This is a genomic window from Alkalinema pantanalense CENA528 (assembly GCF_050753345.1).
GTDB lineage: Bacteria > Cyanobacteriota > Cyanobacteriia > Leptolyngbyales > Leptolyngbyaceae > Alkalinema > Alkalinema pantanalense.
On record NZ_JBLZFX010000096.1, the window covers coordinates 1 to 14,543 of the forward strand.

The 14,543-nt window shown below is 51.8% G+C and carries 15 protein-coding genes; 9 read left to right on the top strand and 6 right to left on the bottom strand.

The features are described from left to right. Nucleotides 1-330, top strand: a 330-nt coding sequence (locus ACN4EG_RS22405; protein ID WP_431632421.1) for a sulfite exporter TauE/SafE family protein, incomplete at its 5' end; no start/stop codon positions are given. A gap of 163 nt (nt 331-493) precedes the next feature. Here ACN4EG_RS22405 and ACN4EG_RS22410 read toward each other — a convergent pair. Beyond that, nucleotides 494-712, bottom strand: a complete 219-nt coding sequence (locus tag ACN4EG_RS22410; RefSeq protein WP_431632422.1) for an RNA-binding protein — start codon at nt 710-712, stop codon at nt 494-496. A 545-nt stretch (nt 713-1,257) separates the two neighbouring features. Beyond that, nucleotides 1,258-2,733 (bottom strand): carotenoid oxygenase family protein, encoded by a 1,476-nt coding sequence (locus ACN4EG_RS22415; RefSeq protein ID WP_431632423.1) that lies wholly within the window; start codon nt 2,731-2,733, stop codon nt 1,258-1,260. Between the two features lie 245 nt (nt 2,734-2,978). Between ACN4EG_RS22415 and ACN4EG_RS22420 the strand changes: the two genes are divergently transcribed. The 3 genes from ACN4EG_RS22420 (at nt 2,979) to ACN4EG_RS22430 (ending at nt 4,706) form a co-directional block, all read left to right on the top strand. Then, the gene (locus ACN4EG_RS22420) at nt 2,979-3,482 is read left to right on the top strand and encodes a DNA recombination-mediator protein A (protein ID WP_190574544.1); all 504 of its coding nucleotides are present in this window, start codon (nt 2,979-2,981) and stop codon (nt 3,480-3,482) included. A 206-nt stretch (nt 3,483-3,688) separates the two neighbouring features. Continuing rightward, entirely contained in the window at nt 3,689-4,111 is a 423-nt protein-coding gene (locus tag ACN4EG_RS22425) for an MAPEG family protein (RefSeq protein WP_431632424.1), read from the top strand. Between the two features lie 103 nt (nt 4,112-4,214). Beyond that, on the top strand, nt 4,215-4,706 hold the full coding sequence (locus tag ACN4EG_RS22430) for a YajQ family cyclic di-GMP-binding protein (protein WP_431632425.1): 492 nt from the start codon (nt 4,215-4,217) through the stop codon (nt 4,704-4,706). Nucleotides 4,707-5,059: 353 nt separating this feature from the next. On the opposite strand, the gene ACN4EG_RS22435 is transcribed toward ACN4EG_RS22430, so the two are convergent. Together ACN4EG_RS22435 and ACN4EG_RS22440 are read right to left on the bottom strand one after the other, a co-directional pair. After that, complete coding sequence (locus ACN4EG_RS22435; protein ID WP_431632426.1) at nt 5,060-5,800, bottom strand: DUF561 domain-containing protein; 741 nt, start codon at nt 5,798-5,800, stop codon at nt 5,060-5,062. Between the two features lie 135 nt (nt 5,801-5,935). Further along, complete coding sequence (locus ACN4EG_RS22440) at nt 5,936-6,565, bottom strand: class I SAM-dependent methyltransferase (protein ID WP_431632427.1); 630 nt, start codon at nt 6,563-6,565, stop codon at nt 5,936-5,938. Nucleotides 6,566-7,075: 510 nt separating this feature from the next. Here ACN4EG_RS22440 and ACN4EG_RS22445 point away from each other — a divergent pair. From ACN4EG_RS22445 to ACN4EG_RS22455, 3 genes are all read left to right on the top strand, one after another. Next, a complete protein-coding gene (locus ACN4EG_RS22445; protein ID WP_431632428.1) occupies nt 7,076-8,158 on the top strand; it encodes a sucrase ferredoxin in 1,083 nt (360 codons plus the stop codon). A gap of 42 nt (nt 8,159-8,200) precedes the next feature. Then, nucleotides 8,201-9,262 (top strand): glutamate--cysteine ligase, encoded by a 1,062-nt coding sequence (locus ACN4EG_RS22450; RefSeq protein ID WP_431632429.1) that lies wholly within the window; start codon nt 8,201-8,203, stop codon nt 9,260-9,262. 118 nt (nt 9,263-9,380) lie between these two features. Continuing rightward, on the top strand, nt 9,381-10,628 hold the full coding sequence (locus ACN4EG_RS22455) for a pyridoxal phosphate-dependent aminotransferase (RefSeq protein ID WP_431632430.1): 1,248 nt from the start codon (nt 9,381-9,383) through the stop codon (nt 10,626-10,628). A gap of 93 nt (nt 10,629-10,721) precedes the next feature. On the opposite strand, the gene ACN4EG_RS22460 is transcribed toward ACN4EG_RS22455, so the two are convergent. Further along, nucleotides 10,722-11,705 carry a carbohydrate ABC transporter permease gene (locus ACN4EG_RS22460; RefSeq protein ID WP_431632431.1) on the bottom strand — a complete coding sequence of 328 codons (984 nt, stop codon included), beginning with the start codon at nt 11,703-11,705 and terminating at the stop codon, nt 10,722-10,724. Nucleotides 11,706-11,774: 69 nt separating this feature from the next. Between ACN4EG_RS22460 and ACN4EG_RS22465 the strand changes: the two genes are divergently transcribed. Both ACN4EG_RS22465 and ACN4EG_RS22470 read left to right on the top strand, forming a co-directional pair. Continuing rightward, a complete protein-coding gene (locus ACN4EG_RS22465) occupies nt 11,775-12,713 on the top strand; it encodes a type IV pilin-like G/H family protein (RefSeq protein WP_431632446.1) in 939 nt (312 codons plus the stop codon). A 160-nt stretch (nt 12,714-12,873) separates the two neighbouring features. Further along, a complete protein-coding gene (locus ACN4EG_RS22470; protein WP_431632432.1) occupies nt 12,874-13,833 on the top strand; it encodes a hypothetical protein in 960 nt (319 codons plus the stop codon). Nucleotides 13,834-13,876: 43 nt separating this feature from the next. Here the strand turns inward: ACN4EG_RS22470 and ACN4EG_RS22475 are convergent, their stop codons facing one another. Then, the gene (locus tag ACN4EG_RS22475; protein ID WP_431632434.1) at nt 13,877-14,254 is read right to left on the bottom strand and encodes a hypothetical protein; all 378 of its coding nucleotides are present in this window, start codon (nt 14,252-14,254) and stop codon (nt 13,877-13,879) included. Nucleotides 14,255-14,543 lie beyond the last annotated feature (289 nt).

The following is a 14,543-nucleotide window of genomic DNA, read 5'->3' on the forward strand; positions in this document are numbered from 1 at the left end:
GGGTTTTTGTCGGGGTTGTTTGGGGTGGGTGGCGGTGCGATTATGGTACCGTTGCAGATGTTGTTTTTGGGGGAGCCGATTAAGTCAGCGGTACGCACCAGTTTAGGCGCGATCGTGTTGATTGCAATGAGTGGGTTGGTGAGTCATACGCTGAATGGGAATGTGTTGTGGCAGCCGGGGATTGCGATCGCGTTGGGGGGGATGTTGGGGGCGCAGTTGGGGACGCGATGGCTGAATCGGTTGTCATCGAAAATGGTCGATCGAATGTTTCGAGGATTGCTGGTGGTGTTGTCGATTTATATGGTTTGGAAGGGGTGTAGTAGTCGTTGAGATCGGAAATCCCCCTACCCCCCTTAAAACCCCTTACCTCCCTTCATAAAAGGGGGAACAAGAAAGAACATCTTCAAAGCCTTCTTGTAAAGCCTTCTTGTGTAGCTCTGCTTCCCGCAGGGTAGGGGGATCTGTCACTCCTCGGGAAAACCGATCGCTGCACCTACTCCAAAGCCCGATCGCGCTCCATTAGACTCACGTATTGCCAATCTGAACCCGGCACAGGCATCGGTGGACTCCAACGCACTCTGTCGGAAAATCGCAAAACATGTAACTGATTAATCGCGGATTGCACTTCCTCACGAGTGCCAAATAAATAAAAGCGAAACGGCCTGCGCTCCGCATCGGTTACACGATCGGAATCACCAAAACTAATAAACATGGGATTTCTCCTGATTGTAGAGATGGGAAGAAACCCCAAAAATTAAGACCACCCTTTTGCGCAGGACAAGTAGGGTGGCCCGATCGAATGTTACAATCCGTGTCAGACCGCCTTGCTGGTCAGCTCAGCTTGGGGGTTTAGCTACCCTTTGTTGGGTCCAATCAACGCTGGGTAGCGCCTTAATTTTCGGGAAACAAGCTGATTTCCAATCGGGACTTCAAAACAACTTCAAAACACGGTTGTATTCAGCTATGAGAAGCAACAGTACTAAGAAACCAACAAACCTGTCAACCGTACTGAGACACTTCGCAACAATGGCGATCGGCAACATTAAAAACCCGATCGTGAATACATATCCAATCAACTCGTGATTGCGACACGGAACGATCCCCCTAAATCCCCCTTTAAAAGGGGGAATTTGAAAGAATTATCAGATTTCACCACAATTCCATCAATTTCCTCGCTATTTCCGGTTCCCCCTTTATCAAGGGGGGTTAGGGGGGATCAAATCCCTCGCATTAACCAATCAATTCGATATCAACCCCTCAAGCACCCTGCCAAGTCCCATGGAAACTCGGCGGAATCACCTCCGGCAACCCCAACCGACAGACCGGCCCCTCCGCCAACCCATCGGCCCCGTACACCCGCACCTCACTACAGCCCCGATCGCCATCAAACACCACCGTCAAAATCCAACCCCGCCCCGGCTCTTCCAAATCCGGCGCATAGATCGGCTCCGTCGGATAGCAATTCGCCCCACAATCCGCGATCGTTAGCTCCCCCGTCTCCCCAACCCGCGCGATCGCCCCAAACAACTCACCCATCGTCTCGTCCACCCCCGATCGATGCGTATTCACAAACGTTTCCCCCCAGGGCTGCCCCACGCATTGCGGAGCCACCACCGGAAACTCACACTGCCGATCGACCAGCGGAAACGCCTCTAACACCCGCGATCGGGCCACATCCAACCGCAACCGCCACAACCGCGCCCCCGCCACCGTTTGCACCCGCCCCGTCGCCACCTCCCGCAGAAACTCATTCGTCGCAAAATCTTCATAGCGCACCACATCCAACATCACCGTCCCATCCGCCAACTCCGCCCCATTGCCAAAATGCCACTGGAACCAAGGCTCCACCGCCCAGCGCGCCACCAAACTCAACGACTCGCGATCGCAGACCAGAATTTCCGTCCCCCGCTGCGGCTGCCACTGCATCCCCTCCGAAAACGTCTTCAGCTTCAGCAACACTGGCGGCAAATTCAACTGCACTGGCGGAATGCAAAAAATCAAATAACGCCCTGCTAGAACAAAATCATGGATTAACGGAATTCCCGATAACTTCACCTGCCCCCGCTGCCGCACCTGGCCCGATCTATCGCTGCGGTAAAGATACAAAACCGTCTCCCGTCCAAAGGCCACCCCAAAATTAAAAATCTCCCCCGTCCGTCCATCCCGTTTCGGGTGTGCCGAATAACTCGTCTGCGCAGGCAACCCGCCCAACGGATCCAGCCCCCGTGTCTCCAACGTCTGCAAATCCAACCCATGGGGCAAGCCCCCCTCCCACAGCGCCAACAGCCGATCGTCCAGCGCCAACACCGATGTATTCGCCGCATTCTTCAGCGATCGCCAACGCTGCACCCAACTGTCCGCCCCGTGGCTGCCATACCCGCCATAGAGGAACCTGCCCGCCTCTTCCTCCGCCAAATAGCCCGCCGTTTCTACATAGCGATAGGTCGCCGTCACCCCCGCCGCCGCAAACTGCACCGCCAGGATCGCCCCATCCCCATCAAACCAATGGCCCACCCGTCGATGACCTCCGGTCGATCGAAGACCCTCGCCCCGCTCCAGCCGCCCCGGCCCATTGCGATACAACGTCCCCCGCAATCCCGGCGGCACCTGCCCCGCCAGCAGCGGCAACCCCTGCGACCCAAATCCCTGGGCCGTATGCAGCACCGCCTGTGACCAAGCCTTTAATCCAGCTTGACTTGCTCCAGCTTGACTTGCTCCAGCGTTCAGCACCATAGGACTCGATCGGAAACAATTAGGACACCGTGGCTAACGCATCTCCCCACCAACAGGGAAACCCAGGCTCGCCATTGCTACCCTAGCAGAAAACTTTGATCCGCCCAGATCCGTCCCAAGTCCTGTCCATGACCTTGCCCCTGCACTTCCGATCGCCCCTCTCGATAAGCAATCATGCCTAACCATAGTGCCTAACCTAGATAGGTCTGGTACAATGCCGAATGTCGTTTTAGATAAATCGAACGTTGAGCCAGTCGATTGATCTACCTAAGGTAGACGAATTTTTACAAGAGCTAGCAACCATTCAGCAGACAGGCTCGAAACGGGTTGCTATGTTGGGGTCGCGTCATGTACCAATTACGCATCAAAAGCTGATTGAACTCATGACCTTTGCACTGGTGTCTGAAGGGAACCGAGTCATCACTTCGGGGTCAACGGGCACCAACTTCGCCGCAATCCGGGGCGCACTCCGAGCTGATCCATCTCTATTGACCGTGATTTTGCCCCAGAGCCTCGATCGCCAGCCCACGGAATCCCGCGAGCAGCTTGAGAGTGTTATGAACTTGGTGGAACATCCCGAAAACAACGATTTGTCCTTGGGTGAAGCCAGCGCCCTGTGTAACCAAGAGATTATCTCGCGGTGCCAGCAGTTGATTTGTTTTGCCTTCCATGACAGCCGCACCCTGCTGCAAACCTGCAAGGAAGCCGAAGAACAACGCAAGGTCGTCACAATCTTTTATTTTGACTAAAAAATTCTGGCGAAACCCGTTAACGATCCACGATCGCTAATTTATTCAGTCGCTAATTTATTCAGTCGCTGATTTACTCAGGCAGAACGATTCTGACTGCGTTACTTAATTGTGCGGCTTGGGGATTGTTGGATTAGAGTGGTTTTTTGATGGCATAATCCTTGTCTGACAAGGCTAGGCAACACTAGGCAACACTAGGCAAGATCATGTTTCTTTCTCAATTACCGATACAAACGGTGCTGCTAGGGGCGATCGCCACAGCAGCCTTTTTAGTGTATTTGCCCTTCATGGCAGTGGGCTATGCAAGGGCTAAAGGGGGCTACGACACCTCGGCTCCCCGCGCCATGTTTGACCAGCTACCGGACTGGGGCAAACGGGCCACCTGGGCGCACCAAAATGCCTGGGAAGCCTTCGCCATTTTCACGGCAGCGGCATTGATGGCCTGTGTGGCTGGGGTGGACTCCGACAGTGCTCGTTGGGCCGTGGTGCTGCATTTGAGCGCGCGCACCCTATTTCCCGTGTTCTATATTTTCAACATCCCACCCCTACGATCGTTAATGTTTGGGGTCGGGTCTTTGGCTAGCTATAGCCTGATGTATTTAAGTATTCTTCAGAGCTTATCGAAGTAACCTCAGTTTGGGTCATCATTTGTGTACCAGACTGGTGACTCAATCCAGTTGATTCCAGGACAAGCACGTCCCATTTGCAAAGATTAAGGTAACGATTAGACCTATGGCTGGAACCTATTCATTTGATATCGTGAGCGATTTCGATCGGCAGGAATTAGTCAATACCGTCGATCAAGTTACCCGTGAAGTGAACAGTCGCTACGACCTGAAGGATACCAACACTACGCTGGAACTGGGCGAAAAAGCGATCGTCATCAACACTGCCAGCGAAATGACCCTGCAAGCGGTCACGGATATCCTGGCGCAAAAGGCATCGAAGCGGGAACTCTCACTGAAAATCTTCGACTACGGCAAAATCGAAACTGCCAGCGGTAACCGAATTCGCCAGGAAATCACCCTGAAAAAAGGCATCAGCCAAGAAATCGGTAAGCAGATTACCAAACTGATCCGGGATGAGTTTAAAAAAGTTCAAGGCTCCATCCAAGGGGATGCGGTGCGGGTCTCTGCCAAGTCCAAGGATGAGCTACAAGCCGTCATCCAACGCATGAAGCAGGAAGAATTCCCCGTCGCCCTGCAATTCAACAACTTCCGTTAACTGAACTTAAGTTGGATGAATTCGTGGTGTGCCTTGATCGTCGGGGCTGCTGTGCAGCAAAGATCGGGGAACTTCTCCCCGCGCCCCTGCAATTTCAGGGGACTCTACTCCCCCGACACCCCCCAAAAGTGAATTCTGCGTCCCAGTACAGGGGATTTGTGAGGGGCAATTTTGTTTGTAAAACTCACTTTAACTGAACCTACTCTATTCAAATCCCCCCTGTGACATTCCCCCCTTTTGTAGCAGTTTTGCTTCCCGTAGGGTAGGGGGGCCAGGGGGGATCAAATTTAGCGCATCCATGAACAAACAGGTTTAACAAGACTGGTTTAAACCCGCCGATCGATCGCTAGAAACTACACCGCAACCTTTGCAGCATCCAACGCTTCCACCAAGCTGCGTACAGCCGCAACCATAGCGATTTCGCTGTTGAGTTGGTTGATGGCAGAACCCACGCCCACACCCGCTGCGCCCGCCGCCACAGCCATGGGAGCCGTCACGCTAGAAATCCCCGATGCACAGAGCACAGGCACGTTGACCGCATTGGAAATTTCGTAGGCCGCTGCCAACGTAGGAGCCGCTTTTTCGATCAAGCCCAACACGCCAGCGCTGTGGGGGGCTGCACTGGTGCCGCCTTCGGTTTGGATGATGTCTGCACCCGCTTCCACCAACGCCTCTGCCAACGCCACTTGCTCATCCAAGGGCAGCACGTGGGGCACGGTGACGGAAAGGGTTACGGTCGGCAACAACGCGCGGGTTTGTTGCGTCAGCGCCAGCACTTCCGCTGCACCAAACACGCGACCTTGGGCATAGAAGCTATCAAAGTTCCCAATTTCGATCAGGTCAGCGCCAGCCGCCACGGCCATTACAAACTGTTCCGGCTCCACCGCAGAGACGCACACCGGCAGGTGGGTGAGTTCCTTGACCATGCGGATCAGGTCAGCATCGGCTGCAATGTCCACAAAGGTTGCGCCGCCCAGTTCTGCCGCCTTCACCACCGCTGCCACATTGGCCCGATCGAAGTTTTGCAGGCCACTGATTACTTTCAGCGCACGCTTTTGTTCAAATGCACTCTGGAGCGTAGGAAGAATGGTCATAGTTCTTTCTGGTTCAGAAAATGAGTTTCATTTATTTTAAAGGATCAGGGAGTTTCAGGCATCAGGGGGACTGGACTTGTCCCACAGGAAGCGATCGAATTGCGGCCTAGCGGAATCCCTCCGTCTTCCCTTGGGTTAACGATCGGGCTTAATGCCAATCAAAAGAGCCAGTTCTAACCATTTCCAATAGCAATCCACATCGATAAACCCAATTTCCCGCAGCCATTGCAATTGTGTTCCCATATCCAATAACTGATTCGATGGATCATCGTTTTCCGGCAAAATATTGAGTCTTTCTAAAAATTGATGGTGTACCCGTTGAGAAGGGGATGCTACGTGTTCCAGGTTACAGAAAATGCCACCCGGTTTGAGTTGGCTAAAAATTTCCTGATAGAGCGATCGCTTACGATCGTGGCTCAAGTGGTGAATGGCGAAACTGGACACGATCGCGTCAAACTGACCACAGTCGGGCAAAGGCTGATCCAAATTATGCTGAACCACCGTGACGGTCGGATCATCGGCAAAGCGATCGCGCACCGCCGCCAGCATGGTGGGCGAGAAATCGAGGGCAGTGGCGGTACTGACCGATCGGGTGGCTTTGACCAAGGCGAGTAGGCGGCCATTACCCGTCCCCAAATCCAGCACGCGATCGAGGTGGGGCGGCAGATGTTCCAGCAGAGTGGCTTCGCCGTCTTTGCGGTGGGGAATCGTGTCTGCCCGTTCCAAGTAGCTGAGGGCATGACTGGCCTGATCCCAGAGGTTCATAGGGACTCCAAGGAGAAGTAACATGTTACATATACTACAAGACGTTGAGACGAATTGCACGATCGGTTAGTATTTGCCGTCGATCCCAGGAGTGGATGGGTCAGTAGAAGGATCCTATTTTTACGCCGAGGAAATATATAGACTAAAAGATACACACTATTGAGAAAGAATACTGATAACTTTTTAAGAAAACTCCCTTACACTAGTCTAAGAGGAGTTATGGGAGTAAGAAGTAATTTTTTTAAATAGAAAACTATATCAATAGACTTATAGTTAGAATTTAGTCATGATATCCCAACCATTGGGGGTATTCGTGGCTCTAATCCGGTGAATCCGATCCAGTGAATCCGATCGGGTGAAAACGGCTTGGTCAACTAGCCGGGTCAAATCAATGAGCGATTTGGGCAGAGGCGAGCTGTATGTTCCCTGTTTTTCTGTGATGGCCTCAGCGGGGTCATGAATTGTCAGAAATGGATGACTGAGAAAAAAGTACGGTATTGGAGTTGAGTGATGGAAAAGTTCTTTTGCGCAGAGGCGTCGCGGTGTGCCCAGGAAGACCCGATCGGGACAGCCTCTCCGGTGCAGACCTATGTTTTAGTGGAATGTCCGCAACCTTGGGCTGCCAGTGCGATCGACAGTCGGGCGATACCAGAAGCATTGCGTCGGGTCATGCAGGATATTCAATCTCAGAATCCCATGAAGCAATCGATCTCCCAACGGGAGAATCAATTTTCTGGGCAACCGAATCATCAACTATCAATTCAACGACATTATTTTAAAACCGTTAAATTTCTACTCATTCATCGCAACACAACCCAGACAACGGGATGCCAAACGGTCTTAATTTACCACCAAAAGGCTGGGGCGTTTTGTAATGGCTACGATCGCTATGAATTTTCTGTCCAAGGTCTGGAGCAAGCGGCGCAGGTGATCCAGCAGTTTTTCTGCCAGCCGCCAGCGCCTACCAGAACGCGCGATCGGGTGGAGGATTTGCTAATTTGTACCCATGGTAGCCATGACCAATGCTGTGCTCGCTATGGCAATCCTTTTTATGCCCAAGCGTGTAAAGTAGTCAGTTCTCTAGCTGAATCCGATCGAACTATCCAAGTTTGGCGCAGTAGCCATTTTGGGGGACATCGGTTCGCACCGACGGCGATTACATTTCCGGATGGTCGTTACTATGCTCGTCTTGATCCCTTTTCCCTGAAATCGATTTTGACCCGATCGGGCCATATTCAACTGCTGTCTCAAATCTATCGAGGCTGGGGGATTTTGCCACCGGAGTTACAGGTGATGGAACGAAGCCTTTGGATGCAACTGGGTTGGGATTGGGCTGGGGTTGCGATCGCCCACCATATTTTGGAGCACCAACCAGACCAGCAAAGTTTGAAGGTGGTTCTGCAATATTTGGAAGCGGGTAGCCTGCACCATTGCTATGGGCAATTGGTGGCGGATCCCGATCGTAGTCTTGACCTCAAACCATCCTGCCATGCGGTTCAAGCTTCCTTTTATCCCAAATATAAATTAGAAAAACTTCACTTCCAGTCCGATACTTTTGTATCTATGGGGAAAGTTGGAAATCATTCGCTTTAGTGTACGTTTCAGTTGATTTTTCTGTTATTTAGGTGTGCATCTATGCAGTTTCAATTTGGGATTGAACATGAAGTTGCTTTCGTTCGATCGAATGGGGAATTTGCTGACTTTACCAATACAACCTACGGCGAGTTTGCAAAAATCGTGGAACAACTTCCGGAATATCAAGCGGATGCTGAACAGTTACGGATGGGAGATGCCGGAATTCGCCGTAAACGCTGGTACATTGAGGGAATTGAACGATTTGATCCGTTGGGCAATTTAGTGAACTGTGTCCCCAAGGGTATTGAAATTCGCACCACGATTCATGCTTCGATCGCGGATACGATCGCGGAATTAACCACAAGTTTCCAGCATCTGCAACGGGTGGCTCAGGAGTTTGACTTTACGCCGACTTTGACAAGCTTCAATCCTAACCAAACGCAGTTTATTCCCGATCCACCGCTGAATGGGTATGAACAACAGCGTTTGAACAGTTCACCGGAAGATCGCACAGAGCATTTACCGATGGTGACCTACGGGCCGGATTTAAATCTGTCGGTGGTGGGTGCGAGTATGGCCGATCTGGTTGACTGGGGGCGGAAGTTAACCTACTACAGCCCTTATATTTTGCCGTTTAGCTACGGTCGATCGATCTACCAAGGTCAACCCTGGTCGGGGCAGTCTGTTCGCACGTTCTATCGCACCGGAGCGAGGCCAGCGGCTTTGGTATTTGTGGCAAGCCCGCAGGATGTGATTCTATCTGATCCATCGTTAACGAAGGTGGCCCAAATTCCAGCGGAGGTGGGACGAATTGAGTTTAAGGCATTTGACAGTTGCGAGTTGCCTCGCTACGGAAGTTTGTTGGCACTGTTAAAAGGGCTGATTCTCGATCGAACGTTACCGGGACGGGCTACGGTTCCCGATCGCAAACTCCATCAGCGATCGGCCCAGTATGGATTTGATGATCCTGACATTGCAACGATTGCCCAAACCGTGTTGACAACGGTGAATCAAGTTTTGGAACAAGATAGCGATCGGGTTTATTTAGATCCGCTATCCGTGGCCCGTCACACCCCTGAGCCGATCGGTCATCTGCCTTCCACTGCCGAAGCCGACTGTTGAAGTCACTGGGGCTGCATGCGAGGTTACTGACAGCCACTGTTATGCTTTTGCATGACTCTAGCGTAGGGGTGGGAGTATTCTGGTGATTGCTGCTGATGTTTTTGGACGTAGGTGATCTATGCCGGACTGGTTGTCGCAATCTGCCGATCGCATTACCGATCGTATTACCGATCGTACCCTGCCCCAATTTGTCCCAAGTGCTTCTCGTATGGCGCAAATTCAAGACCCGATTATTCCGATCGTGGGAGAACTGATCCGCCAGCATCCGGGAACCATTTCCCTGGGGCAGGGGGTGGTGAACTATCCGCCGCCGCCCGAGGCATTGGAGCAGGTGGCGCAGCAGTTTGGCAATCCGGCGATGCATCTCTACAATGCCGTGGAGGGATTACCGCAGCTACGATCGGCGATCGCGCAAAAATTAGCCGTTGACAATCACATTTACCTCAGTGATGCCCAAGCCGTTGTCGTGACAGCGGGGAGCAATATGGCGTTTATGAATGCCCTATTGGCGATTACGCAACCGGGGGATGAAATTATTCTATTAACGCCCTATTATTTCAACCATGAAATGGCGATCGGCATGGCGGGATGTCAGGCAGTGCTGGTGCCGACGGATGCGAACTATCAGCCGCAGGTGGATTGGATTCGAGCTGCTGTGACCGATCGAACACGGGCGATCGTGACGATTTCGCCGAATAATCCGACGGGGGCGGTGTATCCCCGCGCCACTTTACAGGCAATTAATCAACTATGTCGGGACAGTGGCATTTACCACATTAGTGATGAAGCCTATGACTACTTTACCTATGGTGTGGAGCACGTTTCTCCAGCTTCGTTAGAGCACAGTACTGACCATACAATTTCGTTGTTTAGTTTATCGAAAGCCTATGGGTTTGCGGGTTGGCGCATTGGCTATATGGTGATTCCCGTAGCGTTGCTGTCAGCGGTGCGCAAGATTCAGGATACGATTTTGATTTGTCCGCCGTTGGCGTCGCAGTATGCGGCGATCGGGGCGTTGCAGGTGGGCCGATCGTACTGTGAGGAAAGGTTCCAGGCGATTCAGCAAACGCGGGAAATTGTGCTGAATGAATTGGCGAAAATTGCCTACTTTTGCACGGTACCGACTGCGGAGGGGGCGTTTTACTTTTTCCTGCGGTTGGCGACAGATTTGGATGGGATGGCGATCGTAGAACGGTTGGTGCAGGAGTTTGGGGTGGCGGCGATTCCGGGGAATACCTTTGGGATGACAGAGGGTTGTTATTTGCGGGTTGCCTATGGGGCGTTGGCTCCAGAAACGGCGGCGGAAGGGATCGGGCGGTTAGTCAAAGGCTTGGCTACGATCGTGGACGGTTTAAACATGCCCTGAAGTCAGACGTTCTGTTCCTTAGTTCTAGCGCAACGGTGCGTAGGACAGGGACTAGGGACATCGGATCTGTAGCATTAATCAATCAATTTGGTCTTAATCTGTATTTTGGTTGAAGCGTAGTTGGAGATATACCAAGATCAGCGCGATCGCTAACAGCAATGTCGAAGCAGCCGCAGCCAACCCAAAATCAAATTGCGCAAACGCCTGTTCGTAGATGTAATACACCAGCACATTCGTAGAATTGACTGGCCCGCCCCCCGTCATCACATAAACCTGTTCAAAACTACGCAGGGTAAAAATCGCAGTTGTGATTGTCGTAAACACAAACGTGGGTCTTAACCCCGGTAATGTGATATGCCAAAACTGCTGCCAATCATTGGCCCCATCTAGCTCCGCTGCCTCATAGCGACTGCTGGGAATGGTTTGCAGCCCTGCTAGAAAAACCACCATATTGAAGCCCAGCTGCTTCCAAATACTGACCAAAATCAGCACAGGCATGGCCCAAGTCGGACTCGCCAGCCAGCCGATCGGGGCAATCCCCAGGAAACCCAGCAGCCCATTGATCGGGCCATCCGTCTGAAACAGCCACCGAAACCCCAACCCCGCCGCCACGATCGACGTAATCGACGGAATAAAATAAGCCGTGCGTAACACCCCCTGCAACGGCGATCGATCGAGCCAGACCGCCAATCCCAACGGCAACCCCACACTAGGAATCACTGTCGCCCCCGTAAAATACAGCGTATTGCCCAGCACTTGCCAAAAATCCGAACTGGCCAGTAATCGCAGATAGTTACGCCCACCCACCCCATACACCCCTGCCCGCGTAAAACTCCCCTGGGTAAAACTGAGATACACCAAATACCCGATCGGATACAACACAAACACCCCCAACAGCAGCAGCGCCGGAGCCAAAAATAAAGCCGCCGCGATCGTCTCATTATCCAGAATCGCCCCTAAACGCTGGGAAAAGACAGAAGGGGGCGACGGAGGACAAGCCACTGAACGATCGGAGACTGCGCCATCGGGCAATGGGCGATCGGGCAATGGACTGGGGAATCTGCGTCTACTGGACATTGATAACGCAACCTCGCAACTGCCGTGTATTCTATAAAGAAATTTGTTGGATGTGGGAAAAGTGGTGTGATGAGCTTTAACGGTTGGGACATTACCCGGAGTTGGGGGCGATCGCTCCCACTTTGGCTCATCCTGGGTGCAGGCATCAGCATCCCCGTAGTGCAACCCGTCCAAGCCGTCAAACCCACCCTCCAACCCCCTCCACCCCTCCCCTCCTCCACCCCCTCCCCTCCCACCACCAGCACATCCTTTACCCAGCAACTGCTCGGTCGTTGGCAAGGTCGGCCCCAGGGCACCGCTGCGGACATCTGGCTCGATTTCCAGCCTGCGGGCAAATTATCCATGGTGAGCGCAGTGCAAGGCCAGTTCACGGGCACGGTGCTCAATTACAGGGTCGATGAAACCACGACGCCCATTCAGCTCGATGTCTCTAAACCAGAAACCGCCAAGCCTGGGCTTTTGGGCCTTGCAGAACTCCAACCCCCCGCGTCCTTATCCAGTGCCCCCAGCCTGCGTTGGCAGTTAGCACCCACTCGCCCGCGCCAGTTGGGTGCCCAGGCCCATCAATTTACTAAAGTTGAATTGACTCAAGTTGTCGGGGATGGCGCTGCGATCGCCCCGATCGCCCCAGATTTGGAAGGAGTGGCCCATTTACGCAAACTGACGATCGAGGCACTGTTCCATCTATTGCAGCCGGAAAAGGTGTTGCAACCGGAAAAGGTCGCCTTGGAAATGTCGGCATTGCAATTACCCGCAGAAACGCCCAGTTATCGCTACCAGATCCAACCTTCGCAATACCATCGCCAGCAATGGCGCATCACTGCAACAGCCAAACGATCGGGCCTCAAGAGTTTCACCGCCGGAATTTTTGCCATTCAAGTCAATCAAGAACCTCGCTGGCTCGCCGGGATTTGCCAAAGCTATCGCGCTTCCCAGATTGCCCCTGCCATGCCAACCATTACGAAGAAAGAAGACTTTCAATGTCCCCCCGGCTCGGTCAAAATTTAACCCACGGGTTCCTTCAAATTGCCCTTCCCCCGCAACGATCACCCACATCCCTTGTCAGCTAGCGATCGCAGTGCCCCTCGTTTACAATTCTGCAAGTTGGGGCAAACTAAAACTGTATCCGTGCAAATTTATCCTGTCAGGGCGATCGTCATCTAGCGCCATGAACCCACGTCCTCAACCCAAGCCCAAACCGCAGTCTTCCCCTGGGTTTCAGCAATATTTTGCCCAGGTCGGCTTTGCACTTCTGGCCAGTTTGCCGATCCTATTGCGCAATCCTAAGGTCATCTCCCGTATTTTGGGGTTGTTTGGCGTGGCAGGGTTAGCCATGAAAGGCTGCCAAATGTTTATGCAAGTGGATAAAAAATTAATTGGTTTGTGGCGGATAGAATCGTCAATCGAGCGGGAGACTGGAGAAATCTTTTTCCAGCCAGACCAGAAGGCGATTTGGATTCGATCGGACCCTGGAAACACCAACCGCCCCCTGGGATATGTAGTGCCCTACAGCGTGGATACCTCCAAAATTCCCATGGAACTGAAGATGCAGTTCAAAAACCCGGTTTCCAGCAGTCAAAACCTCAACATTCTCTTTACGCTCACTCCCGATGGCAATCAACTCATTGGCACCTTGGGCGATCAGATAAAAACCTCCGGGGAAGTCAACGCATTAGTTTTGCAAAAAGTCCCCCAAGTCAAAACCCTACCCACCTACATCAGAATTGTACTACCGGGAGTCGATGCACAATCCCAACGGGACTACACAGGACGGAACTTGATGATTCGGATTGGCCAGTTAGTTGAATCAGAAATGACAACCTCTGGACGATATATCGAAAATCCCAAAATGCAGAAGTATGGAATTCGATCGCGGTTTCGATCGGAGAGTCATTCCATCGGAGTCGCATCCATTTCCGTCGATGGCCGTAAGGTCACCTTTGTCGCCCAAGGCAATGCCCCAGGCTTGAAAAGTTACGCCGGAACGACCTTTATCAATGCCCAGGGCCAAAGTGATAGTGTGTTTTGTGAAACCAGCCAGCCTAGCAATCAGCCACCCTACATTGCAGGATTTCCGATCGAATCCGTAGAAGCTTTTAATTGCCCAGCAGGCAGCGTTAAGTTTTAGCAGCGACTAGGTCGATCACTAGACGGAACCATTACCCGTGAACTTAATTCGGTAGCAGATGTCCCAATTGCGAATCAACAGCACTCACAAAGGCTGAATCTTGTAAGGCAGAACTAGAAATTCGTTGCGCTGCGATCGCAGCATTGATCACATCTTTTGCGGTCAGAGATCCGCCTGAATACGCATTCGACAGTGCTGCATAGCTCGGAATGCCCTGATCTTTCAGTAAACCTTGATAGGCCAAAGAAGCAACATCTGCTGGATTCAGTTGGCCGTTAGACATGGAAGAACTCGGCACATTGAGCATACCAAGTTGGTAGTCAACTCGAGTTTGGGCTTGTACAGGCACGATCGCAAATGCAGTTAATGCAATAACTGCCAAACCAGACGTTAGAAAACTAGAAGTAGAAATACGAAGCATAATCTTGATCTCCTAGAGAAAAATCACTAAATGAGTAAAAATCAGAGCAGTGAGTAGATAGAGAATGAAATGATCTAAATGAAAGCTAGATAGTCAGTAGCACTTAGATTCCATGAACGAACTATCAATCTGTTTTAAGAATACAAAGCTAAAGTGAACGTGGATTGATGGGAAAATGAGAAAATTTTCAGGATTGATATTGGTTTGTCTAGCAATGTCTTTGTCTAGCAATGTCTTTGTCTAGCAATGTCTTTGTCTAGCAATGTCTTTGTCTAGCAATGTCTTTGTT